Below are 24454 nucleotides of genomic sequence, written 5' to 3' on the forward strand. Positions count from 1 at the left end.
TAAAGTATGGTCGGCCTTGTTTGCAGATATGGATAAATTTTTCCTGCTGCTTTATTCTGTGGGTAACTTTTTGCCTGTGCACAATCTTAGCTTGTTTTATACTTCTCCAATCGGAACTGATTGACTAGAGAAATAGTCAAATAGTTTTTTATTTCAAGCTATTTTCATATTTCCTTTTATTTAAGCTGGGAAAAGGCCGTCTGAAAATATTTCAATAAGGGTGTGCATATGAAGTTTTCCTTTAGTATTAATTTGTTATCCGTTTTGATTTTGGCCGCTTGTGCGCAACAGCCGGTTCAAAAGCCTCAAGTTTCCCTGCCCTCCGTATCTGTGGATAACCATGCGCCGGAGCAAGGAACAGGGCTGACGGAGCAGAAATTAATCCGCGCCAAGTATTATATGGCGGCGTCTGCCAATCCGCTGGCGACTGAAGCCGGTTATGAAATTTTGAAGCGCGGCGGCAGTGCGATAGATGCGATGATTGCCATGCAGACAACTTTGGGACTGGTTGAGCCTCAGTCTTCCGGATTGGGTGGCGGTGCGTTTTTGGTGTATTGGGACAATAAGGCGAAAAAGCTGACGACGTTTGATGCCCGTGAAACAGCGCCGAAAGCGGCAACGCCGGAACTTTTCTTGGACGAAAACGGCAAACCGATGGGCTTTATGAAAGCGGTGGTTGGCGGCCGTTCGGTCGGTGTGCCGGGGATTCCGAAGCTGCTGGAAGATGTCCATAAGCGTTACGGCAAATTGCCGTGGGCAAGTTTGTTTGAGAAACCAATTACTTTGGCGAAACAAGGTTTTGCTGTTTCTCCGCGTATGGCGAAATCCATCGAACAAAATTTGGAACCCTTGCAACGTTATCCGCAAACTGCTGCCTATTTCTTACCCGACGGCAAACCTTTGGCTGCGGGAACGGTTTTGAAAAATCCTGAATTTGCACGTTCCGTACGCCTGTTGGCGGAAAAAGGCAGCACGCCGTTTTATCAGGGAATACTGGCGCAGAATATTGTCCGTGCCGTTACCGGTGCTGTGGATAATCCCGGCAAAATCAGCATGGCGGATTTGAAAAACTATCAAGTTATCGAGCGTAAGCCGGTTTGTGCGCCGTATCGTGAATATGAAGTTTGCGGCATGGGCGCGCCAAGTTCCGGCGCAATCGCTTTGGGGCAGATTTTGGGCGTCTTGCAGAATCAGGATATGAAGGCGTTGGGTGCAGAAAATATCCACAGTTGGCGCTGGATAGGCGATGCGTCGCGGATTGCGTTTGCCGACCGTGATTATTATGTCGGCGATCCTGCGTTTGTGAACGTTCCGACCCGCGCCTTGATTTCGCAGGCTTACCTGAAACCGCGTGCCGAAGAAATCCGCAAAGCTGACAAGGCGTTGGAAACTATTCAGGCAGGTAAGTTCGGTAAGGAATACGCGCAAGGCATGGCGGTCGAGCTACCGTCCACCAGCCATTTGGTGGTTGTGGATAAAGACGGCAACGTTGTATCGATGACGACTTCGATTGAAAATGCGTTCGGTTCGGGTCTGATGGCAAACGGCTATCTGCTTAACAACGAATTAACTGATTTTGCCTTCAATCCTGTCGGAGAAGACGGTAAAACGGTGGCAAACAGCGTGGCCGGTGGCAAACGTCCGCGTTCTTCGATGGCGCCGACCATTGTGATGAAAGACGGTAAGCCTTATATGGCGGTCGGTTCTCCAGGCGGCAGCCGCATTATCGGTTTCGTTGCTAAAACGTTGGTGGCGCATATCGACTGGGGCATGGACATTCAGACGGCAATTTCACTGCCGAATATGCTCAATCGTGGCAGCCAGTATGAAATCGAGGAAAAAACCGCTGCGGTGGATAAAGCGGCTGCGTTGGAAAAATTGGGCTACAAAGTCCAAATCCGCGATTTGAATTCCGGCGTACAAGGGATTGTGATCGGCAAAGACGGTTTGCTCGGTGGCGCCGACCCGCGACGCGAAGGCAAAGTCATGGGCGATTGATATTGTCGGTTTGACATGAAAAAGGCCGTCTGAAATCTAGTTGTTCAGACGGCCTTTTAATTTGGGAAAATATATGGATAAGATGTGTATAAGAATAACATTAAATTTTAATATTTTTATTTTTCAATAAGATAAAAGGGGTGAATATGTGGATAATTACTTGTGGAAAACGACATGATTTAGGCCGTCTGAACCTTTCAGACGGCCTTTTTCATTGGACTGCGTTATCTATTTACTATCAGGCTGCCGGCAGCTCGTGGAAAGCGGTGGGTAAGTCTTCGTCATCGGCAAACTCAACCCATTCGTAAGCGGTTTCATCTGCCAAAACGGCACGCAACAGCGCATTATTGATGGCATGGCCTGATTTGTAACCTTCAAATGCACCGATAATCGGATGGCCGACAATGTATAAATCGCCAATCGCATCAAGGATTTTGTGGCGGACAAATTCATCGGGATAGCGCAAACCTTCCGGGTTCAAAACATCCATGTCGTCAATCACGATGGCGTTGTTCAAATTGCCGCCCAGTCCGAGATTGTGGGCGCGCATCATTTCCACTTCGTGCATAAAGCCGAAGGTACGGGCGCGGGCAATCTCATCGATGTAGGATTTTCCTGCAAAATCAATCTCGAAAGTAGGTGCGCTGCGGTTGAATACGGGATGGTCAAATTCGATGGTTAAAGTAACTTTAAAGCCGTCATAAGGCGTAAAGCGCACCCATTTTCCGGTTTCTTTGATTTCAATGGGTTTGAGGATTCTCAAAAAACGTTTTTGGGCTTTTTGATTCACCACGCCTGCATCTTGTAAAAGGTAAATAAACGGCAGGCTGGAGCCGTCCATAATCGGAATTTCAGGCGCGTTCAATTCAATCAAAGCATTGTCGATGCCGTAGGCAGACAGTGCCGACATAATGTGTTCAATCGTGCCGATGCGCACGCCTTTATCGGTAACGATGGTTGAAGAGAGGCGGGTATCGTTAATCAAATAAGGATTCAATTTGATTACTTCGCCCATTTCCCCACTTAAATCAGTACGGCGGAACGAAATACCGCTGTTTTCTTCGGCAGGATGCAAAGTCAGAGCGACCCTTTCGCCCGAATGCAGGCCGACGCCGGTAACGCTTACTGATTTGGCTAAAGTCCGTTGCAGCATAATTGCTTCCTTTTAAAAAGTCTAATGGGCAAATGATACGTTAAAAAGGAAAAAACAAGCCATCATTTTTAATAGTATTTGCCAATATGGATGTTTTGCGAGAGAAACTTCTAGATTTAAATTATCCACAATAGCATGTGAAATTGAAGTGGGTAATTTGGGTTTTATCCACAGATAAATAGGGAAACTAAGATTCTATCCTTTTTTATTCCGGTATTCAGTTGGGGTTTGCCTCAAAGATAAAAAGTAACTATCAAATTGGTTTTAAAGAAAGTTATTCCGTTATCCACAGATAGTTTGGTTCTTCATCAAAATCATCATTTTAAAAATTGAAATATTATGATTTGAAGAAAATCACTGAGTTATCAACAAAAAATGACCAAATACGGAGGAAATAGAACTAAGTTTATGATTTTCATAAACTTATGAAACTTTTAAGATTGGAAAATGGTTTTTATGAAATAAAATATCAAAAGTCAGGACTGATTCGATTTATCCGATATTTTCCTACAAACAAGAATTTCATATTTTCTTTATTTAAATCAAATAACTTAAAAGTAATTATCTGTAATCCTAGAAAGTAATTTTATTTCAGGATACAATGGCCTTACTGAAAAATTTTTCCCATTCCATCTAATAGGAGTAGCAAAATGAGTATTAAAGTAGCGATTAATGGTTTTGGCCGTATCGGTCGTCTGGCATTGCGTCAAATTGAAAAAGCCCAAGGTATCGAAGTCGTTGCTGTTAACGACTTGACTCCTGCCGACATGCTGTTGCACCTCTTCAAATACGACAGTACTCAAGGCCGCTTTGAAGGCTCTGCCGAATTGAAAGATGATGCGATTGTTGTTAACGGCAAAGAAATCAAAGTATTTGCCAATCCTAATCCTGAAGAATTGCCTTGGGGCGAGTTGGGTGTGGACGTTGTCCTCGAATGTACCGGTTTCTTTACCAGCAAAACCAAAGCAGAAGCCCATATCCGTGCCGGTGCGCGCAAAGTTGTGATTTCTGCACCTGGCGGCAATGATGTGAAAACCGTTGTATACGGCGTAAACCAAGATATTTTGGACGGCAGCGAAACCGTCATCTCTGCCGCTTCTTGTACGACTAACTGCCTGGCTCCTATGGCTGCGGTATTGCAAAAAGAGTTCGGTATTGTTGAAGGCCTAATGACCACCATCCACGCTTATACCGGCGACCAAAATACCCTTGACGCGCCGCACCGCAAAGGCGACTTCCGTCGCGCCCGTGCCGCTGCTTTGAATATCGTACCGAACAGCACCGGTGCCGCTAAAGCCATCGGCTTGGTTATCCCTGAGTTGAACGGCAAACTTGATGGCTCTGCCCAACGCGTTCCCGTAGCCACAGGCTCTTTGACCGAACTGGTTTCTGTTCTCGAACGCCCTGTTACCAAAGAAGAAATCAATGCAGCCATGAAAGCTGCCGCCAACGATGCTTTAGGCTACACTGAAGATCAAATTGTTTCTTCCGACGTTATTGGTATCGAGTACGGCTCACTCTTCGATGCGACTCAAACCCGCGTGATGACAGTTGGCGATAAACAATTGGTAAAAACCGTTGCTTGGTACGACAATGAAATGTCTTACACTTGCCAATTGGTTCGTACCTTGGAATTCTTTGCCAGCAAAATCTAAAAGATAACAGGCTGAATCAATCAGTCTGTGGATAATTAAAAGGCCGTCTGAACATTTCAGACGGCCTTTTGTTTGTAGATAGATTCAATTTGCAATCAGATTGTGGATAGTTTAATCACTGTGGCACATTTGTTTTCTATCCTAAACTGTACTTCATAATCCGCAATATTCATTACATAAACCCGTTCGGGAATATCTTGATAGGCAGGGCGGGGATCTTGAGCAATGCTTTGCTCAATGAGATGTTTTTCTTCTGTGGATAAATGTTCCGTAAGCGTACTTTCTGCCCAGACTACGTTCAATTCTTCAGGTTTGCCGCTGACAAAGCCTGATGATGCGTCAGGTTTGGATTCGACAAACGGGATGTAGGGTTTGATATCCACTACCGGAGTACCGTCCAATAGGTCTGCACCGCTGCAATAGATGCGGACAGGTTTGCCTGTTTCGATGCGTTCGAGTTTCAGCAGGGATAAACCGAGATGATTGGGGCGGTGCGGGCTGCGTGTGGCAAATACGCCTATTTTTTGTTTGCCTCCGAGTCGTGGCGGACGCACCATTTGCGCCCAACCTTCATCCAATACGCCGTGGAAAATAAAACTTATCCACACATAGTCGAAATCTTCCAAGCCCCGAACGCTGTCTGCGGTAAATTCAGGAGTAAGTTCAATGCAAATTTCTGCCGCAGGAACCAAACCGGGTTGGCGGGCAATGCCGAATTTTTGTTTGTAGGGAGAATGAACGGTTGCAATAGGCGTAATCGAATAGGACATAATCTGTGGATAAATATTCTGTGCAAACTGTCATCATATCATAGATGTTTTCCCACATTTTGCGGTAGTAATTTGTTATAATACAAAGCATTTATTTCAAATGTACGTACATGGGTAATAAATGCTCAATTTGAATAATGTAAAATGAAATCAATAGGTTAAATTAATCCATGATTGTTTCTATCGATGTCGATGCACAAAAAACGTTTACGCCTTTGTGTCCGAAAGAATTGCCTGTTGCCGAAGGTCATCTGATTGCGGATGAACTCAATGCCCAAGCTGCATTGGCGGATTTACGCGTGATGACGAAAGATGCGCATCATGTTGCGGCAAAATGGCTTGTGGATAATCCTGTTGATATGTTAAAACCGACGGGTTTACCCGATGCGGATTTGACTTGGGTGTCACATGCGATGGTTGGAACATATGGCTATGAATTGTTGGATGGCCTGCCTTCAGCCAAGGAATACGATTATTGTGTTTGGAAAGGCATTGATCCTGAGTTACATCCTTACGGCGCATGTTTTCACGATATTGAAGAAAAGCTCAGTACAGGTTTGATCGAATGGTTGCGCTGTCAAAATGCAGATACAGTTATTGTCGGCGGTTTGGCAACGGATTATTGTGTGAAAACAACGGTTTTACAGTTGCTTAAAGGCGGAGCTTGGAAAGTCATTGTCAATCAGGCGGCTTGCCGCGGTATTGCTCCGGAAACGGTTGAATCTGCATGGCAGGAAATGCATTCTGCCGGGGCTATTATTTTAGAAAACGCCGAAGAAATAAGAAAATACATTAATAATCAATAAATTATATTTTTAAATTCTGTTGTTTCACGTGAAACATTTTCCAAAATATGAAGATTTTACTTGTCCGCTTGTCCAGTATGGGCGATTTAATTCATACGTTGCCCGCAGTTGAAGATTTGGCGCGACAATGTCCTGAGGTAGAGCTCCATTGGCTGTGTGAGGCAGGGTTTGCAGATATTGCCCGCTTACATCCTTTTGTCAAAAAGGTTCATGTAATGAAATGGCGGCAGTGGCGCAAACACCTTTTTCAGGCTGAAACGTGGCGTGAAATAGGCCGTCTGAAAACGGATTTACAGGCTGAATCTTTTGATTTTGTTTTAGATAGTCAAGGACTGATTAAAAGCGCATGCTTTGCCAAAATGGCAAAATCCCCTATTTACGGTTTAGATAAACACAGCACGCGTGAAAGTTTGGCTGCCTTTGCATACAGTAAAACATTTGCCGTGCCGAAAGGCAAAAATGCGGTCTGGCGAAACCGTGAATTATTCGCCCAAGTATTTGGTTATACAATGCCTGAGACGCAGGTATTTGGTTTGTCGGTTCCTGAATTAGGCCGTCTGAAAAATTTGCAATCCCCCTATTACGTTGCTTTGCATGCAACCAGTCGAGACAGTAAATTATGGCCGGTAGAACACTGGCGTGCATTATTGAAAAAGTTGAATGAAGAACAACAATGCAATGTATATTTGCCGTGGGGAAATAAAACCGAAAAAATGCGTGCCGAACAGATTGCAAGCGATTTACCGTTTGCTTCGGTTTGCGACAAAATGAATTTATTACAGGCTGCATTTTTATTGAAAAACGCAGAGGGCATTATTGGCGTAGATACCGGACTACTGCATCTTGCTAATGCGTTGGAAAAGCCTGTTGTAGGAATTTATACAGATACAGATCCGGTCAAGACCGGCGTTCAAGTTTCGGCTTATGCAAAAAATTTAGGCGGTATTGCTCAAATTCCCAATGTTGACGAGGTTTATAAAACCTTGATGGATTGTGTTGCAGCATACGGTAAATAATTGCTGGGGGGTGGATTTATTTTCTGAGTAAATGCTTTAGAAATGATATAATTCCGCTCTATTTGCCAAGATTTATACAAATTTGGTTTTATCATGTTGGTGAAAACCGAATTGGATTTTATATAAAGAATGTATCAAAAGCAGTATGCTAGATTTGATGGACATTCTTTTTAGGAGAATTGAATGAAAGCACTGGTCGCAGTAAAGCGCGTAGTGGACTATAACGTCAAAGTTCGTGTGAAAGCCGATGGTTCCGATGTGGATATCGGTAATGTCAAAATGTCGATGAACCCGTTTGATGAAATCGCGGTAGAAGAAGCTGTCCGTTTGAAAGAAGCCGGAAAAGTAAGCGAGATTGTTGCTGTTTCTCTTGGCGAGAAAAAATGCGAAGAGACGTTGCGTACTGCTTTGGCGATGGGTGCCGACCGTGCGGTTCATGTTGAGACTGATGCGAAGTTGGAGCCTTTGGCCGTTGCAAAATTGCTGAAAGCTGTTGCGGATAAAGAAAATCCGCAAATTTTATTGCTGGGCAAACAGGCAATTGACGATGACGCCAACCAAGTTGCCCAAATGCTGGCTGCGTTGTTGAATGCGGCTCAAGGTACTTTTGCATCAAAAGTGCAAATTGAAGGCGAAGAAGCATTGGTAACCCGTGAAATTGACGGCGGCGAAGAGACTGTTGCATTGAAGCTGCCTGCGGTCATCAGTGCAGATTTGCGTTTGAACGAACCACGCTTTGTCAAACTTCCTAATATCATGGCGGCAAAGAAAAAACCTTTGGAAAAATTAAGTCCTGCCGATTTGGCTGTGGATATTTCTCCGCGTTTGAATACCGTGAAATTTGCTGAACCTAAAGCACGTCAAGCCGGTGTGAAAGTGGCTGATGTTGCCGAGTTGGTTGAAAAGCTGAAAAACGAAGCCAAAGTGATCTAAGGAGTATGAAATGAGCGTATTGATTATTGCGGAACATAATAACCAACATTTGAATCCTGCCACTTTGCATGCGGTAACGGCTGCCACCAAATTGGGTAATGTAGATTTATTGGTTGCCGGCAGTAATGCTGCTGCGGTGGTTGAAGAAGCGAAACAGGTTGCAGGCGTGGCGAAAGTTTTGGTAGCCGATGCGCCCTATTACGCTGAAGGTTTGGTAGAAGAATTAGCGCCTTTGGTTGTTAAACTGGCTGTGGATTACCGCTATGTGGCTGCGACTGCAACTGCGTTTGGTAAAAATCTTCTGCCCCGGGTTGCTGCCCTATTGGATGTGCCACAAGTTTCGGATTTAACTGAAGTTGTGGATAACTCGACATTTGTCCGTCCGATTTATGCCGGTAATGCATTTGAAACCGTTCAATCCAATTCTGAAAAACTGGTGCTGACTTTCCGTGCAACCGCATTTGATGCTGCCGGACAAGGCGGTAATGCAGAAGTGGTCAATGTTGAGGCAGCGCCTGCTCAAAACCTGAGCCGTTTCGTAAACCGTCAACTTTCCCAGTCTGACCGCCCTGAATTGACTCAGGCAAAAGTGATTGTTTCCGGTGGCCGTGCATTGGGCAGTGCTGAAAAATTCAATGAAGTGTTAACTCCATTGGCGGATGCTTTGGGTGCAGCGATTGGTGCATCCCGTGCGGCAGTGGATGCCGAGTATGCGCCAAACGATGCCCAAGTCGGACAAACCGGTAAAGTGGTTGCGCCGCAACTATACTTCGCTATCGGTATTTCTGGTGCTATCCAACACGTTGCCGGTATGCAGGACAGTAAAGTGATTGTTGCCATCAACAAAGATGCTGACGCTCTGATTTTCAATGTGGCAGATTACGGCTTGGTTGGTGATTTGTTTGAAGTTGTGCCTCAACTGACTGAAGCACTGAAAAACTAATGTTTCACGTGAAACGTTCAGACGGCCTTTTATAACAAAGGCCGTCTGAAAATATTTTGGCATGATTACGACCTATAAAACCATTACCACACTGACACAGGCTGAATTTAAAGATAAAGGCAGCCGCTTCATCGCGTACGCCTATCCGATTCGCACTTTGGCCGATGTGAAGAAGTATCTCGACCCATTAAAGGAAGAGCATCACAAGGCGCGACATTGGTGCTACGCCTATCGATTGGGTGTGGATGGAATGCAGTTTCGTGCAAACGATGATGGAGAACCGTCCGGAAGCGCAGGTCGCCCTATTCTGGGGCAGATTGATTCTGTCGGCGTAACGGATGTGTTGGTTGTAGTTGTGCGCTATTTTGGAGGTACGCTATTGGGTGTTCCCGGTCTGATTCATGCTTATAAGGAATCAACAGCTCAGGCATTGGCGATAGCTGAAATTGTTGAAAAGAATGTCGAAAAGACAGTTTGGTTGAAGTGTGAATATCCTGTTTTGAATGAGGCTATACGGATTGCCAAACAATATCAGGCCGATATTGTGGAACAGGATTTGCAGCTGGATTGTAAGTTAACAGTGAAAATAGCGTTGACCGATTATGAAACCTGTATTGCTGCTTGGAAAAATACGCGCCAAATTGAAGTAGATACTGAACAGCCGTTTGAATAAAAGGTCGTCTGAACATATTTGAGAAATCAAAAGTTTCAGACGGCCTTTGATGTTTTAGCCTTGGTATCTGTCTAAAGCATTTACGCTTGAGCGCAGGTGTTCCCAAGCCAGTTGATGAAATTCCCCCAGTGCGTTCCATAGGGCATCTTCGCTCATAATGCTGTATTCGCCCTGTGTACGCAAATCAACATCTGCCCCTTCTTCAATGGCTTGATGGCATGCTTGGTATTCGTTGGTATAGAATTCATCCATGTCCTGCATAAGGCTTGCAGCATGTTTCCAGCGGGCGATATCTGCTTCTAGTTGCGGCAGTAATTCGCACCATTCGCGGTATTTGCTTTGAATTTCGTCAATACGTTTTTGCATGATTTGTCCTTTCGTTGTTTGAAATTAGAGTATGGTTGTCTTGGTGCAATATTATTCTTAATTTGAAACAGCTATGCAAGATGGAACAATATTCCATCGATTGAATTTTATTTACAACATCTATTCTTCAAGGAGATGGTATGAAATTGCTCGTTATTGGTAATGGTGGACGTGAACACGCACTGGCTTGGAAATTGGCGCAGTCGTCTAAAGTAGAAACTGTCTTTGTTGCACCTGGTAATGCCGGAACGGCAATTGAGCCTAAACTGCAGAATATAGCGTTGACGGCGCATCAAGATTTGATTGATTTTTGCCGTAATGAAAATATTGCCTTTACCGTAGTCGGCCCTGAAGCTCCTTTGGCTGCGGGTGTGGTGAATGACTTCCGTGCTGCCGGATTGAAGATTTTTGGCCCGACTCAATACGCGGCCCAGCTGGAGAGCTCAAAGGATTTTGCTAAAGCATTTATGGCAAAATATAAGATTCCAACCGCGCAATACCAAACTTTTGAAAATGCCGATGCGGCACATGATTACTGCAACCAAAAAGGTGCGCCGATTGTTATTAAAGCGGATGGTTTGGCTGCCGGTAAAGGCGTGATTGTCGCTATGACTTTGGATGAAGCCCATGCCGCTATCGACGATATGTTGTTGGGCAATAAAATGGGCAATGCAGGCGCGCGCGTCGTGATTGAAGATTTCCTGCAAGGCGAGGAAGCGAGCTTTATCGTTATGGCGGACGGCAATCATGTTTTACCGATGGCAACCAGCCAAGACCATAAACGCCTGCTGGATGACGACAAAGGCCCTAATACCGGCGGTATGGGCGCATACAGCCCTGCTCCGGTGGTAACGCCTGATGTGTACGAGCGCGCGATGAATGAAATTATTTTGCCGACTGTGGCCGGTATGAAAGCAGAAGGTCATGAGTTTACCGGCTTTTTATACGCGGGCTTGATGATTGATAAAAACGGTGCGCCTTATACCATTGAATTTAACTGCCGTTTCGGCGACCCTGAAACCCAGCCGATTATGAGCCGTTTGGATAGCGATTTGGTGGACTTGGTTGAAGCGGCAATCGACGGCAAACTGGATAGTGTTGCTGCCGAATGGAATCCGCAGACTGCAGTAGGTGTGGTGTTGGCCGCACAAAATTATCCTAACTCTCCGAAAAAAGGCGATGTGATCTTCGGCTTGGATAAGGCCAATCAAATCGGTAAAGTTTTCCATGCCGGTACTGCAACGAATGAAAAAGGCGAAGTGGTAACCAATGGCGGCCGTGTGTTGTGTGTAGTCGGTTTGGGCGATGATGTTGCCCAAGCTAAAAGCAAGGCTTATGAGGCATTGGAAACAATCCGTTTTGACGGTATGCAATACCGTAAAGACATTGCCGATAAAGCCATCAACCGTTAATAATGAATAGAAATAGGCCGTCTGAACACAGATTGTCCGACAATCTCAGTTTCAGACGGCCTTGGTATGATGATGATGTTTCCCAGAATTTTATCGGCTGCAGCCCAACGCAGGCTGCAGGCGCATCTTAAAAAAGGCGGTTTGGTCGCCTATCCTACCGAGTCTTGCTATGGCTTGGGCTGTGTCCCTACTTTGCCTAAAGCACTCAATCAACTGATTCATCTGAAAAAACGACCGCAACACAAAGGCATGATTGTCATTGGCCATAGCTTGGAACAGTTGCAACCTTTGCTGCAAAGGCCGTCTGAAAATATCCAAACTATGCTGCATGAAGCATGGCCTGCTCCGAAAACTTTTTTATTGCCGGTCGGCAAAAAAGTATTGCCCTCATTGCGTGGAAAAGGACGCAGTAAATTGGCTGTCAGAGTTCCTGCGCATGTAGGTGCAAGGCGTTTGTGTCAGGTTTTGGAAATGCCTTTAGTCTCTACTTCATGCAATCGTGCAGGAAAACGGGCATGCAAAACGGAAAGGGAAGTCAGAAGACAGTTTGGTAGGAAAGTCTGGGTTGTAGGCGGATTGATAGGTAAGCAGAAAACGCCTAGCCAGATTATTGACGGAGAAACAGGGGCAAGGCTACGTTAAAGAAGGGTTGTATCATCAAAGGAAAGGTATTTATTTGAAGAAGCAAATTTTTTCCAAAAGATTGGAATACCTGTGTGAAAAGCATTTAGTGCAGATCCAGTTTGATACATAGTAGTCTGTAAATACAGATCGATTAAGCAGATAGTAAGTCAGTAAATAGAGTATAAAGCAGTATTTTGTGAAATGCTCTTGCAAAGAATGAAGTAAATTTTGAGCGTAAATGAATCGCTGTAATAAATTATTTTTGAATAAACAAATTTTGTGGATAAATTTGAAGATAAATTTCCATAAAAATATAAAAAGGCCGTCTGAAACTTGATATTCAAAGCATTCAGACGGCCTTTTAAATATTTAAACTGTGGATAACTTTGTGAATAAGTGTGGATTAAAGCTTATGTCCGCACACAGTTTCGTATTGTTTTTCAGTAATCGTGCCGCTCATGACGCTCATTGGACGGATGCTGGTCGGCGTATAGCTTTGGTTGGAAATCACCCGGCCGTGTTCATCCATCAGTTGCAGCGCTGCCAGACGATAGGTTTTGTTTGAGCAATGAATTTCCCAGCTGCCGATAGCCGTTTTATAGGCCGGGGTGTTAACGAAACGTTCCTCTTTCAGTTTGGAAACGGTTTTTTTATCGCGGAAAGTAACCAGTGCGCCATTTCTTTTAATGCTGCTTCTATCAATGGCTACTTTGATATTGCCTTCAGAGATGGTGCCGATGTTGGTCCAGCTGCCGCCGCCGCTCGATGTGGTGGTTGTTTCACAGGCACTCAATATCAAAGCCGCAAATACGGTGGCAGCTAGAGAAAAACGTTTGATATTCATAAAACCTCATTATTTACAGAAAGTCAGCCGATATTATCCGTGAAGATGGCATATATCGTAAATCAATTTTGCAAAGTTGAACCTCTGAAAAGAATTTTATGAAAAATACGCTGAAAGGCCGTCTGAAACTTGTCTTTCAGACGGCCTTGAAGTGTAAAATCATGTATAATTGCAAACAATTTGGTTTTCATCCCATAGGAAGATCCGACATGATTAACCCTATCGCTGCACTTTCCCCATTAGATGGCCGCTACGCCAAATCCGTTGAAGCATTGCGTCCGATTTTCTCCGAATACGGCCTGATGCGTGCGCGTGTCAAAGTGGAATTAAACTGGCTCAAAGCCCTTGCCGCCGAGCCTAAGATTGTAGAAGTTCCTGCTTTCAGCGATTTTACGCTTGCCGAAATCGACAAAGTGATCGAAAACTTCTCGCTTGAAGATGCCGCCGCCGTCAAAGCCATTGAGGCGACCACCAATCACGACGTCAAAGCCATCGAATATTGGCTTAAAGAACGCTTCTCCGGCGTGCCTGAAGTGGCTGCCGCCAGCGAGTTCATCCACTTTGCCTGCACCAGCGAAGACATCAACAATCTGTCCCACGCTTTAATGCTGCAAGAAGCGCGTGAGGCTGTTTTTCTGCCGAAACTGGCCGAAATCATCGAGAAGTTGACCGGCATGGCGCATGAGTTGGCTGCCGTCCCTATGATGAGCCGTACGCATGGCCAGCCTGCTACACCAAGCACACTGGGTAAAGAAATCGCCAATGTCGTGTACCGCCTGCAACGTCAGTTTAAAAACCTGCAAGCGCAAGAGTTCCTCGGCAAAATCAATGGCGCAGTCGGCAACTACAATGCCCATATGGTTGCTTATCCCGATGTGGATTGGGAAACTCATTGCCGCAACTTCGTTGAAATCAGCCTCGGCCTGACCTTCAACCCCTACACCATTCAAATCGAGCCACATGACTATATGGCGGAATTCTTCCAAGCCATCAGTCGTGTCAACACGATTCTGATCGACTTCAACCGCGACGTTTGGGGCTACATTTCTTTGGGTTACTTCAAACAAAAAGTCAAAGCAGGCGAAGTCGGTTCTTCCACCATGCCGCACAAAGTCAACCCAATCGACTTTGAAAACTCCGAAGGCAACCTCGGTATGGCCAATACCGTATTGGGCTTTTTGTCTGAAAAACTGCCGATTTCCCGTTGGCAGCGTGACCTGACCGACAGCACCGTATTGCGTAATATGGGCGTAGGCGTGGGCTATACCGTATTGGGCTTTGCCGCCCATCTGCGCGGTCTGAACAAGCTTGAACCGAATCCTGCCGCCCTTGCTGCAGATTTGGACGCTACTTGGGAGCTGCTGGCCGAGCCGATTCAAACCGTAATGCGTCGTTACGGCGTGGCAAATCCTTACGAGAAGCTGAAAGACCTGACACGCGGTAAAGACGGCATTACGCCTGAAGTGTTGAAACTCTTTATTGAATCGTTGGAAATTCCGGCAGAAGCCAAAGCCAAATTGCTTGAGCTGACCCCTGCGTTGTATGTGGGTAAAGCCGAAGAGTTGGCAAAACGAATTTAAAAGGTTTTTGTAGGGCGCACGTTCTTAGTTATTGAGATTTTTTGATAGATAAGAACCAGCTTTCTACATTCAACAAATTAAAAAGGCCGTCTGAAATCTCTTTCAGACGGCCTTTTTCGATTCAAACCGTTATTTCACTTTGTCTTTCAATGCGCCGTAGCCGGCAGCGTCCATTTCTTCCAAAGGAATGAATTTCAAACTTGCGCCGTTGATGCAATAGCGCAGTCCGCCTTTGTCTTTCGGCCCGTCGGGGAAAACGTGTCCCAAGTGTGAATCGGCGGCATGGCTGCGCACTTCGGTGCGGCGCATGTTGTAGCTGAAATCGTCGTGTTCGGTAACGGCGGAGGCATTAATTGGATGGGTAAAGCTCGGCCAGCCGCAGCCGGAATCAAATTTGTCGGCAGAGCTGAACAGGGGTTCGCCGCTGACAACGTCCACATAAATGCCGGGTTTGAACAGATGGTCGTATTCGTGGCTGAAGGCATATTCTGTCGCGCTGTTTTGAGTAACTTGGTATTGCTCTTCGGTCAGGATGCGTTTGAGTTCGGCATCGCCGGGTTTTTTATACGTTGCCGCATCGAAGCCTTTGCCTTGCGGGGCGGCTTTGGTTTTGCCCGGCAGCGGTTCGTCGGCTTTGCGGATGTCGATGTGGCAGTAGCCGTTGGGGTTTTTAATCAGGTAGTCCTGATGGTATTCCTCGGCGTCGTAGAAATTTTGCAACTGCTCGTTTTCGACGACGAGGGGCTGTTGGTATTTTTGCTGCTCGCGTTTGAGCGCGGCGGCGATGACGGCTTTTTCGGCAGGGTCGGTGTAGTACACGCCGCTGCGGTATTGCGTGCCGATGTCGTTGCCTTGTTTGTTGAGGCTGGTCGGGTCAACAACGCGGAAATAGTATTGCAGGATGTCGTCTAGGCTGAGTTTGTCGGCATCGTAGGTAACTTTGACGGTTTCGGCATGGCCCGTATCGCGGTAGGACACGTCTTCGTAGCTTGGGTTTTCCGTTTTGCCGTTGGCGTAGCCGGATACTGCGTCAACCACGCCGTCTATGCGTTGGAAATAGGCTTCCAAGCCCCAGAAGCAGCCGCCGGCGAGGTAGATGGTGCGCGTATTCATGATTGCTGAATCCTTTTTCTGTGTGTCAGATTTGTAGAATGTGTTTTTCAGACGGCCTATATCGGCATTCGGATCGCGGATTAACGCCAATGCCTGCGCTTCGTTGATGCTGCCTTTGACGATGCGCTGCACGTCGCCGTCTTTACCGATTAACGCCCATGAAGGGTAAACACTGATATTCAGGCTTTGGGCGATGGTGCCACCGTTGTCGGTAACGACGGGTAGCTTGGGATAGTTCAAACCGGCATACCATTTTTGGAAGTCGCCGTCTTTTTTCTCGTGCAGAAAACCGGGCGAGGCAACGGTAATCAGGTTGGCAGAACCGAATTTTGCATCTTGCGCCCATTTTTCGGTTTGTCCCAATTCGGACAAACACAAAGGACACCAACTTGCCCAAAATTTAATCAGGGTGGGTTTGTCTTTTTTCAGAAAAACACTGGCAGGGCGGTTGTCAGGGGTTTTCAATGAGGACAATGCCTGCGGTACGGTTGCGGCTTCGGTATCCATCATTTTGGATGAGCAGGCGCCAAGCGCAAGCAGGCAGCCGAACTTGGTGCAAAGTGAAAATAATGTGCGGAGATTCATCTCTATGTTTCCTGTATGGATGGTTTGTCTTAATTAGACGTTGGAAATGCTAAAACCTGACAACCTTGATTTTCAGACGACCTTGCCACGTAAAATACGCTACAATACTCCCTATTTCAAGTTTCTAAAATTAAAAGGAAAATTTAATGTTCAGCTTCTTCCGTCGCAAGAAAAAACAGGAAACTCCGGCTCCTGAGGAGGCTCAAGTTCAGGAAACCGCAGCAAAAGTAGAATCTGAAGTTGCTCAAGTAGTTGAAAATATTAAAGAAGATGCCGAATCTTTAGCAGAAAGCGTCAAAGGGCATATTGAATCAGTTGTTGAATCGGCTGTTGAAACCGTCAGCGAAACCGTCGAGCAGGTGCGGGAAGCTTTAACCGAAACGCCGTCTGAAACAGTCGAAAAAGTAGAAGAACACGTTGAAGCGGCAAAAGAAGCGGCTGTTGAAACCGTCAGCGAGGCTGTTGCACAGGTTCAAGAAACCGTTGCCGAGATGCCGTCTGAAGCGGCCGAGGTTGCTGAAGAAGTAGCGGAACAGGCTGAAGCGGCAAAAGAAGCGGCTGTTGAAACCGTCAGCGAGGTTGTCGAGCAGGTAAAGGAAACCGTTGCCGAGATGCCGTCTGAAGTGGCCGAGGCTTCTGAAGAAGCAGCGGAACAGGCTGAAGCAGTCAAAGAAGAAGCTGTCGAGCAAGTTCAAGAAGCCGTTGCGGAAACACCGGCTGAAGCCCCTGCTCCGGTAGAAGAACACAAGCTCAGTTGGGCTGCGCGTTTGAAACAAGGCTTGACCAAATCACGCGACAAAATGGCAAAATCGTTGGCCGGCGTGTTCGGCGGCGGACAAATCGACGAGGATTTGTACGAAGAGCTGGAAACCGTGCTGATTACCAGCGATATGGGCATGGAAGCCACCGAATACTTGATGAAAGACGTGCGTGACCGTGTCAGCCTTAAAGGCCTCAAAGACGGCAACGAATTGCGCGGTGCGCTGAAAGATGCGCTGTACGATTTGATTAAGCCTCTAGAGAAACCTTTGATCTTGCCGGAAACCAAGGAGCCTTTCGTGATTATGCTTGCCGGTATCAACGGCGCAGGCAAAACCACGTCTATCGGCAAACTCGCCAAATATTTCCAAGCTCAGGGCAAATCTGTATTGCTGGCGGCAGGCGATACTTTCCGTGCCGCCGCGCGTGAGCAGCTTCAAGCTTGGGGCGAGCGCAACAATGTGACCGTGATTTCGCAAACCACAGGCGATTCCGCAGCCGTTTGCTTCGATGCCGTCCAAGCTGCGAAAGCGCGCGGGATCGATATCGTGCTGGCTGATACTGCCGGCCGTTTGCCTACGCAGCTTCATTTGATGGAAGAAATCAAAAAAGTGAAACGCGTGTTGCAAAAAGCCATGCCGGATGCGCCACATGAAATCATCGTCGTGCTTGATGCCAATATTGGTCAAAATGCCGTCAACCAAGTGAAAGCCTTTGACGAAGCGCTGGGGCTGACCGGCCTGATCGTTACCAAGCTTGACGGTACGGCCAAAGGCGGTATCCTTGCCGCGCTTGCCTCCGACCGCCCTGTTCCTGTCCGCTACATCGGCGTAGGCGAAGGCATCGACGATTTGCGTCCGTTTAATGCCAAAGCGTTTGTGGATGCCCTATTGGATTAAACAGACAGGCTGAGGCTTGTCAACGCAGTTTGCTGGGGATTTTTGAGTTGTATTTTGAATGACTCTGCATTCGGTTGATACAAGCCAAACAGGCTGTTAAAAAGGCCGTCTGAAACCCAAAATCAGGTTTCAGACGGCCTTTATTTATTTGCAGGTTTAGTTTTTACGTGCGGTAACAAACTCGGCCAGTTGGCGCAGGCGCAGGGCTTTGTCGCCGAATGGCTCGATCAGGGCAACGGCTTCTGCAATCAGCGTTTCTGCGTAAGTGCGCGCGGCGTGTAGGCCCATCAGTTTGACGTAGGTCGGTTTGTCGTTGTCCGAGTCTTTGCCGGCGGTTTTGCCCAAGGTGGCGGTATCGGCTTCGCAGTCCAATACATCGTCGATCACTTGGAAAGCCAGGCCCAATTTGGCGGCGTAGTGGTCTAAGGTTTGGATTTGCGCCGGTGTTAAGTCTGGGCAGGAAAGTGCGCCTAAGGCGACTGCCGCGCGGATGAGCGCGCCGGTTTTGAGGCTGTGCATCTGTTCCAGTTCGGCCTGATTCATGGCTTTGCCGACATTGGCAAGGTCGATGGCTTGTCCGCCCGCCATGCCGAGGCTGCCGGATGCCTGGGCCAGTGTGGACAACATGGCAAGCTGACGTTCGGCAGGCAGGCCTGTCGGACGGCTCAATACATCAAAGGCTTGGGTTTGCAGCGCATCGCCGACCAAAAGGGCGGTTGCTTCATCGTATTGCACATGGCAGGTCGGTTTGCCGCGGCGCAGACTGTCGTTGTCCATTGCCGGCATATCGTCGTGAACCAGCGAATAGACGTGCACCATTTCGATGGCCGCCATCGCCTGCTCGACGGCATTTTGGTTTGCTTCGCCCAATTCGGACGCGGCAAGCACCAAGAGCGGGCGCAGCCGTTTGCCGCCGCCGAGGGTAACGTAACGCATGGCTTCGTGCAGCGTATGCGGCACTTGGCTTTCAGACGGCAAGAAATGCACCAGCAGCAATTCGGTTTGCGCTTGGGCTTTTTGTTGCCATGTTTTGAGTTCATTCGCCGGGTTCAAGGTTCAACTCCTTCAGTTCGCCGGCATCCAAGACTTGCAGTTTCTGCTCGACTTCCGCCAATTTGGTTTGGCAGTATCTGACCAATTCGTTGCCTTCCTGATAGGCGGCCAGAGCGTCTTCCAGCGGCATTTCGCTGCTTTGCATGGCCTGGGTTAGGGTTTCGAGGCGCGATAAGGCTTCTTCAAAGGATTGGGGGGCGTTTTTTTTCATGGTTTGAAATGATGGGCAGAAAAGGGGAATTGTAGCATTTTTAGATGATGAAGGCCGTCTGAACTGGGATGAAAACGAAATCAAAGATTTCTGTTTCTTTGTTCAGACGGCCTTTTTTCAAACGGAATAACGTTATCAGCCCGGTAAAACGGCTTTTTGATAGTTGAGCGCGATAAACTGCTTCTCGGCATCCAATTCAGTGATTTTGAACAATGCCTGCGATTTAGGCAGCGTGTCAACCGGAATACCGGTCGCGCGCGTTACCAGCGGCAGGCCTTCAATGCGGACGAGGTCTTCTTTGAGGATGGTGGCCGTCAGCTCGCTCGTGCCTTGTTGTTGCAGATAGACGAGGCTCCAGTAGGCTTCCATTTGGCGTTGGAAGTCGGCGTAGGCTGTATAGGCGGCATCAAAGTCGCGCAACGCGGCGAAAAGCTCGGCATCGCTGTTTTGATACAGTGGCTCGGCCGTGTCGTCGATCAGGCTGATCAGCTGCTTTTGGTTGATGTAGTCGGCGGCACGGCGCAGCGGCGAGGTAAACCAGCCGTAATGCTGCACACCCATGCCGATGTGCGGCTCGGATTTGGTGCTCATACGCACTTTGCCTGCCGGTTGGACGCGGAAAAGGCCGGGCAGCTCGTTTTCGTCCAGCATTTGCGCCCAAGTGCTGTTGGCAAGAATCATCATCTCGCTGACCAGCGTATCGATGGGCGAACCGCGTTCGCGGCGGACGACGGATACGTTGCCTTCCTCATCCAATTCGATGCTGTAATCGTATTGCGGCGCACGGTCGGGCTCGTATTTGCCGCGCGCTTTTTGCAGGGCGATGGCAAATTGATAGAACCAAATCAGGTCTTGATGGTGGGCGAACATCATTTCGCCGGCTTCGTCCAAGCCGGTTTCGGCGTTGAAATGCGGCTCGATGGTCTGAATGCGCAGGTTTTCAGCGATGTTGACTGCTTCGATTTTGCAGGTTGGCGCGCCGACGTTGAACTCGTTGTCCACATCGAAATAAATGCTAATGGAAGGGCGGTATGCGCCTGCATCAAGGCTGAACGCGGCAATCCAGTTTTCGGGCAACATGGTGATTTTGCCGCCGGGGAAATAAACCGTGCTTAAGCGTTCCATGATGTTTTTTTCCATTTTGTCGCCTGGTTTAATGGCAAGCGACGGTGCGGCGATGTGGATACCGACGCGTTTCATGCCATTGCCCAAGTCGGTCAGGCTCAAGGCATCGTCCACTTCGGTGGTCGATTCGTCGTCAATGGAAAAGGCAGTAACATCAGCCTTGGGTAAGTCGGGCATTTCAGGAAGTGGAAGGTCGGGGAAGCCTGTTCCTTTTGGGAAATATTTGATTTCAAACCCGTCTTGCAGGTATTGAGGGATGGACGTAATGCCGCCCGTTTTTTTCGCCAGTTCGTAGGCCGAGGTTTTCAATGCATCGGCGGCTTTGGTAAAGGCTTTGTAGGTTAGCGACTGCTTATCGGGCGCGTGTAAGATGGTTTTCAAATCCGCCGCGATTTCAGACGGCATCTCGCCGCGTTTCAAGGCTTCCGCCCAAGCGTCGATTTGCGCGTCTTGCTGTTTTTTGCGTTCGATGGCGGCAAGCGCTTGTTTTAAAGTTTCTTCGGGCGCGGCTTTGAACACGCCTTTGGCTTTTTTGTAGAAATACATCGGCGCGGCGTAAAGCGCAATCAAAGTCGCCGCCAGCTCGGTTTTGGTCGGTGCATGGCCGTAATATTCTTCGGCGATGGCTTCGGCGGTAAATTCTTCTTCGCCGCATACTTCCCACAATAAATCGGTGTCGATGTCCGCCGCCTGTGCCTGCGCGTTCTCCAAAAATGCCGCCATATCGCCGTCAAACTCGGCAAAGACATTGTTTGCCTTCACTTTGGTGCGTTTGCCGTGCTGGGTATCGACTTGGTAGGTGGCGTCGTTTTTTTGGACGATGGAGGCAACTTTGAATTGGCCGGACTCTTCGTAAAAGATATTCATTTTTTTAGGATTTTATGATTTGTAGGAAACGCGTGATTTTAGCAGATTTGCACAAGAAAGGCCGTCTGAAAAACATACTTTCAGACGGCCTGTTCAAACGGCGGATGATTAATACTGATATGCCGCCAGTTTGCGTTTGATTTCAGGCAGCGCGGCGCGTGCGGCCTGTTCGCCCAATTGGATGGCGCGTTGTTTTTGGTCGAAACCGCCAACCGAACCCAGCTCTAAAACCTGCGGTTTGATGACCACATTGGCTTGGCCCAATTCTTGGCGCAACGCAGTTTGGCTCATTACGTTGAAGGTTTGGTCAAGATAGGAGAACATGCCTTGGCTGACGTTTTTGGCCGGACGGGCGGAAATATCGACGGCAATGATGAAGTTTGCGCCCAGTTTTTTCGCCGCGCTGACCGGTACGGGCTGCGACAGGCCGCCGTCTACATATTTGCGGCTGCCGATAACGACAGGTTGGAATACGTTTGGAATCGACGCAGAAGCGCGGACGGCCTGTCCGGCATTGCCGACGTTGAACACCACCGGTTTGCCGCTTTCAAAATCGGTCGCAACGGCGGCAAATTTGATGGGAAACTGCTGCATCGGACGGTTGCCGACTTTGCGGTTGATGTAGTTTTGCAGTTTTTCGCCTTTGATGAAGCCGCTGGTGGACAAGGTCAAATCCACCAAATCGGTTTTACCCAAAATTTCCGCTTCCAATTCGAGGCGGTCGGGCGACATTCCCGAAGCGTACATACTGCCGACAATCGAGCCTGCGGATGTCCCGGTAACGATTTTTACCGGAATATTGTTTTCTTTCAAAACCTTAATAATCCCGATATGGGCAAAGCCTTTGGATGCGCCGCCGCCCAAAGCCAGCGCAACCGTGGCTTTCGGTTTGGGTGCAGGACGCGAAACCGTATTTTGACCCTGCGTAGAAGGTTTGGATTGCGGCGCGTTGCCGCTCGGACAGGCAGCCAATACCAAGACGGACGAAGCGGCTAAAAACGTTTTGAATGTGGAAAAAAGTTTATTCATGTTCAGACAGCCTTTAATATGTCGAAAGGATTATTTTACTCTGAAATTAAGTCGAAAGGCCGTCTGAAATCAGGTTTCAGACGGCCTTTTAAATCAAGCTTAAGCCAATTCGAGCTGTTTTTCCAAGCTTTCGACCAGTTGGTCGTCCAAATTCAAAGCTTGGGACAAACGGCTCAGGAACACGATTTCCTTGCGCGACAAGTCCGCGCAGACCAATCTGGCCGCCAGATAAGTTTCGGCTGCCAAAGCCTCGTCGCTGCCGACAGAAGCGGCAATTTGTTCGATAGAGGCCGGTTGCGCATATTCAGCCTGCAGCCATGCGGCCGTTTCCGCATCGCTGCCGCTTTCACGCTCAATGGCCGCGCGTTCCGCATCGTCAATCAGGCCGTCTGAAGCCGCCGCCGCAATCATCGTTTGCAAAATCACACGGCTGTGGTTTTCACCAATCAGACCGGCAGGTTGGAATGCACTTTGCGGCAATTCGTCCTGCTGGCGGTTTTGTTTCCAGTTTTGATAGCCTTTATAAGCCAGAAAACCCAAAGCAGCGACCGAGCCGGCTTTAACCAGCTTCTTCGCATTTTTCTTTTTCAACAGCATCGATGCCAAAGCACCCGTCAACGCGCCGCCGCCGAAAGAATTGAGCGGACTGTCCGCCACCGCTTTGCCGCCTTTTTGAGCCGCACCCAAAACCTGATTGAGCAACTGACTGAAATCCATAAAAAATCTCCTGAAAACAAATACATTGCAAATATAGGGCAGAAATACCAAAAAACCAAGCCAAAGAAAGTTAAAAGGTGCAAACAAGTTTTCAGACGGCCATAGCCGACTTTCGGTACAATCACACCATTCCAAACAATAAACCCCATCATGACCGATACCGCCCAAATCATTACCAGCTATGGCCGCCGCTATATTGTCCGCACTCCCGACGGTCAAATATATGACGCCACCACCCGCAAAAAACGCGTCGATTTCGCCTGCGGCGACCAAGTCCGCATCATCCCCATCAACGGCGAACAAGTCGTGATTGAAGACTACCTCCCGCGCGAAAGCCTGCTCTACCGCCAAGACGCATGGAAAACCAAACTGATTGCCGCCAACGTTACCCAACTCCTCATCGTAACCGCCGCAAGCCCCTCACCCAGCGAAGCCCTGTTGCAACGCGCCCTCCTCGCAGCCGAAGCGGCTGGCATCGACGCCGTTATCGTCCTTAATAAAGCCGACCTTCCCGAAACCGCCCAATGGCGCGAGAAACTCAAATTCTACGAAACCCTCGGCTACCCCGTGGTCGAAACCAACGCATTGGAAAACGCCGACATCCTGCGTCCCATTTTAGAAGGGCAAACCAACATCCTGCTCGGACAAAGCGGCATGGGCAAGTCCACCCTGACCAACGCCCTACTCGGCGACCAAGCCGCCCGAACCGGCGACATTTCCACCGCGCTCGACTCCGGCAAACACACCACCACCCACGCCCAACTATACGATTTAAACGCAGAAACCCAACTCATCGACTCTCCCGGCCTGCAAGAATTTGGCCTGCACCATCTCCAAGCCGCCGATTTATTACAATACTTCCCCGACCTGCGCCACCTTATCGGCCAATGCCGTTTTCACAACTGCACCCACCGCGCCGAACCCGGCTGCGCCGTCAAAGCCGCTGCCGAATCAGGCGAAGCCAAACCCGAGCGCATCGAATTTCTGCAACGCGTTACCGATGAATTGTTAAGATAAAGATTGAACGGAAACTAAGCGTTTGGATAAATAAAAAGGCCGTCTGAAACTTTCAGACGGCCTTTTTTTGAAGCATAACCAAATTTACCTTTCAACCGGTATCGCTACCTTAGCGGGAAAGAGAAGGTGCTTTTCGTGGCGGATTGATCATGAGAAGCACGGCTTCTTCAATTTGTTTGTCCTCCCGATCATGGAGCTCTACCGGAAACTTCAGACGCAACACTGTAACAATAGCGCCAACCGATAAGCCTGTATCATGAAGCAACTCAATTTCTTTAAGTACCGGTGCGGAAAGGTTTAACATGG

Annotated in this window: 23 protein-coding genes and 1 pseudogene; 13 read left to right on the forward strand and 11 right to left on the reverse strand. The window is 48.0% G+C overall.

What is annotated here, in order from left to right; translation table 11 throughout:
* Positions 1-228: 228 nt before the first annotated feature.
* Complete coding sequence (ggt, locus tag ACTHRE_RS07410) at positions 229-1998, forward strand: gamma-glutamyltransferase (protein ID WP_440344936.1); 1770 nt, start codon at positions 229-231, stop codon at positions 1996-1998.
* A gap of 238 nt (positions 1999-2236) precedes the next feature.
* On the opposite strand, the gene lpxC is transcribed toward ggt, so the two are convergent.
* Positions 2237-3151, reverse strand: coding sequence for a UDP-3-O-acyl-N-acetylglucosamine deacetylase (lpxC, locus tag ACTHRE_RS07415; protein WP_377073514.1), 915 nt, complete (start codon positions 3149-3151; stop codon positions 2237-2239).
* A 650-nt stretch (positions 3152-3801) separates the two neighbouring features.
* Between lpxC and gap the strand changes: the two genes are divergently transcribed.
* Positions 3802-4806: a type I glyceraldehyde-3-phosphate dehydrogenase gene (gene gap / locus ACTHRE_RS07420; protein WP_070591971.1), complete on the forward strand. Its 1005-nt coding sequence runs from the start codon at positions 3802-3804 to the stop codon at positions 4804-4806.
* Positions 4807-4901: 95 nt separating this feature from the next.
* Here gap and tsaA read toward each other — a convergent pair whose 3' ends face one another.
* Entirely contained in the window at positions 4902-5576 is a 675-nt protein-coding gene (gene tsaA, locus ACTHRE_RS07425; RefSeq protein ID WP_377073511.1) for a tRNA (N6-threonylcarbamoyladenosine(37)-N6)-methyltransferase TrmO, read from the reverse strand.
* Positions 5577-5746: 170 nt separating this feature from the next.
* Between tsaA and ACTHRE_RS07430 the strand changes: the two genes are divergently transcribed.
* From ACTHRE_RS07430 to ACTHRE_RS07450, 5 genes are all read left to right on the forward strand, one after another.
* Positions 5747-6382, forward strand: coding sequence for a nicotinamidase (locus ACTHRE_RS07430; protein ID WP_070646454.1), 636 nt, complete (start codon positions 5747-5749; stop codon positions 6380-6382).
* Positions 6383-6429: 47 nt separating this feature from the next.
* Positions 6430-7398: a lipopolysaccharide heptosyltransferase I gene (gene waaC, locus ACTHRE_RS07435; protein WP_377073509.1), complete on the forward strand. Its 969-nt coding sequence runs from the start codon at positions 6430-6432 to the stop codon at positions 7396-7398.
* A gap of 183 nt (positions 7399-7581) precedes the next feature.
* The gene (locus tag ACTHRE_RS07440) at positions 7582-8331 is read left to right on the forward strand and encodes an electron transfer flavoprotein subunit beta/FixA family protein (RefSeq protein ID WP_003686610.1); all 750 of its coding nucleotides are present in this window, start codon (positions 7582-7584) and stop codon (positions 8329-8331) included.
* A gap of 10 nt (positions 8332-8341) precedes the next feature.
* A complete protein-coding gene (locus tag ACTHRE_RS07445; protein WP_377073507.1) occupies positions 8342-9274 on the forward strand; it encodes an electron transfer flavoprotein subunit alpha/FixB family protein in 933 nt (310 codons plus the stop codon).
* Positions 9275-9335: 61 nt separating this feature from the next.
* Positions 9336-9947, forward strand: a complete 612-nt coding sequence (locus tag ACTHRE_RS07450; RefSeq protein ID WP_377073505.1) for an IMPACT family protein — start codon at positions 9336-9338, stop codon at positions 9945-9947.
* Positions 9948-10001: 54 nt separating this feature from the next.
* On the opposite strand, the gene ACTHRE_RS07455 is transcribed toward ACTHRE_RS07450, so the two are convergent.
* Entirely contained in the window at positions 10002-10313 is a 312-nt protein-coding gene (locus ACTHRE_RS07455; protein ID WP_049349195.1) for a DUF4298 domain-containing protein, read from the reverse strand.
* Between the two features lie 140 nt (positions 10314-10453).
* On the opposite strand from ACTHRE_RS07455, the gene purD reads away from it, so the two are divergent.
* Together purD and ACTHRE_RS07465 are read left to right on the forward strand one after the other, a co-directional pair.
* Entirely contained in the window at positions 10454-11725 is a 1272-nt protein-coding gene (purD, locus tag ACTHRE_RS07460) for a phosphoribosylamine--glycine ligase (protein WP_377073503.1), read from the forward strand.
* 72 nt (positions 11726-11797) lie between these two features.
* Complete coding sequence (locus ACTHRE_RS07465; protein ID WP_070584550.1) at positions 11798-12367, forward strand: L-threonylcarbamoyladenylate synthase; 570 nt, start codon at positions 11798-11800, stop codon at positions 12365-12367.
* Positions 12368-12752: 385 nt separating this feature from the next.
* On the opposite strand, the gene ACTHRE_RS07470 is transcribed toward ACTHRE_RS07465, so the two are convergent.
* On the reverse strand, positions 12753-13193 hold the full coding sequence (locus tag ACTHRE_RS07470; RefSeq protein WP_070646459.1) for a surface-adhesin E family protein: 441 nt from the start codon (positions 13191-13193) through the stop codon (positions 12753-12755).
* Between the two features lie 209 nt (positions 13194-13402).
* Here ACTHRE_RS07470 and purB point away from each other — a divergent pair, with 209 nt between their 5' ends.
* Complete coding sequence (purB, locus tag ACTHRE_RS07475) at positions 13403-14773, forward strand: adenylosuccinate lyase (protein WP_377073500.1); 1371 nt, start codon at positions 13403-13405, stop codon at positions 14771-14773.
* Positions 14774-14902: 129 nt separating this feature from the next.
* On the opposite strand, the gene msrAB is transcribed toward purB, so the two are convergent.
* Positions 14903-16471: a bifunctional peptide-methionine (S)-S-oxide reductase MsrA/peptide-methionine (R)-S-oxide reductase MsrB gene (msrAB, locus tag ACTHRE_RS07480; protein WP_377073498.1), complete on the reverse strand. Its 1569-nt coding sequence runs from the start codon at positions 16469-16471 to the stop codon at positions 14903-14905.
* A 146-nt stretch (positions 16472-16617) separates the two neighbouring features.
* Here msrAB and ACTHRE_RS07485 point away from each other — a divergent pair.
* Together ACTHRE_RS07485 and ftsY are read left to right on the forward strand one after the other, a co-directional pair.
* A pseudogene (locus tag ACTHRE_RS07485) lies at positions 16618-16785 on the forward strand (signal recognition particle-docking protein FtsY); the annotation flags it as partial.
* 177 nt (positions 16786-16962) lie between these two features.
* Positions 16963-18129, forward strand: coding sequence for a signal recognition particle-docking protein FtsY (ftsY, locus tag ACTHRE_RS07490; RefSeq protein ID WP_440344950.1), 1167 nt, complete (start codon positions 16963-16965; stop codon positions 18127-18129).
* A gap of 156 nt (positions 18130-18285) precedes the next feature.
* On the opposite strand, the gene ACTHRE_RS07495 is transcribed toward ftsY, so the two are convergent.
* The 5 genes from ACTHRE_RS07495 to ACTHRE_RS07515 all read right to left on the reverse strand — a co-directional run bounded on the left by ACTHRE_RS07495 (position 18286) and on the right by ACTHRE_RS07515 (position 23131).
* On the reverse strand, positions 18286-19182 hold the full coding sequence (locus ACTHRE_RS07495; protein ID WP_440344935.1) for a polyprenyl synthetase family protein: 897 nt from the start codon (positions 19180-19182) through the stop codon (positions 18286-18288).
* Positions 19166-19393, reverse strand: a complete 228-nt coding sequence (locus tag ACTHRE_RS07500; protein ID WP_003681131.1) for an exodeoxyribonuclease VII small subunit — start codon at positions 19391-19393, stop codon at positions 19166-19168. The genes ACTHRE_RS07495 and ACTHRE_RS07500 overlap by 17 nt, the downstream gene beginning before the upstream one ends.
* A 135-nt stretch (positions 19394-19528) precedes the next feature.
* Positions 19529-21385 (reverse strand): ribonuclease catalytic domain-containing protein, encoded by a 1857-nt coding sequence (locus ACTHRE_RS07505; RefSeq protein WP_440344934.1) that lies wholly within the window; start codon positions 21383-21385, stop codon positions 19529-19531.
* Between the two features lie 108 nt (positions 21386-21493).
* Positions 21494-22414, reverse strand: coding sequence for a patatin-like phospholipase family protein (locus ACTHRE_RS07510; protein WP_107868136.1), 921 nt, complete (start codon positions 22412-22414; stop codon positions 21494-21496).
* 99 nt (positions 22415-22513) lie between these two features.
* Positions 22514-23131, reverse strand: coding sequence for a tellurite resistance TerB family protein (locus ACTHRE_RS07515; RefSeq protein ID WP_107868135.1), 618 nt, complete (start codon positions 23129-23131; stop codon positions 22514-22516).
* Positions 23132-23281: 150 nt separating this feature from the next.
* On the opposite strand from ACTHRE_RS07515, the gene rsgA reads away from it, so the two are divergent.
* Positions 23282-24148, forward strand: coding sequence for a ribosome small subunit-dependent GTPase A (gene rsgA, locus ACTHRE_RS07520; RefSeq protein ID WP_107868134.1), 867 nt, complete (start codon positions 23282-23284; stop codon positions 24146-24148).
* Between the two features lie 109 nt (positions 24149-24257).
* On the opposite strand, the gene ACTHRE_RS07525 is transcribed toward rsgA, so the two are convergent.
* Positions 24258-24452: a virulence regulator gene (locus ACTHRE_RS07525; RefSeq protein ID WP_070814731.1), complete on the reverse strand. Its 195-nt coding sequence runs from the start codon at positions 24450-24452 to the stop codon at positions 24258-24260.
* Positions 24453-24454: the final 2 nt, after the last annotated feature.

This window comes from Neisseria sp. P0001.S007, assembly GCF_051963655.1.
GTDB lineage: Bacteria > Pseudomonadota > Gammaproteobacteria > Burkholderiales > Neisseriaceae > Neisseria > Neisseria subflava_A.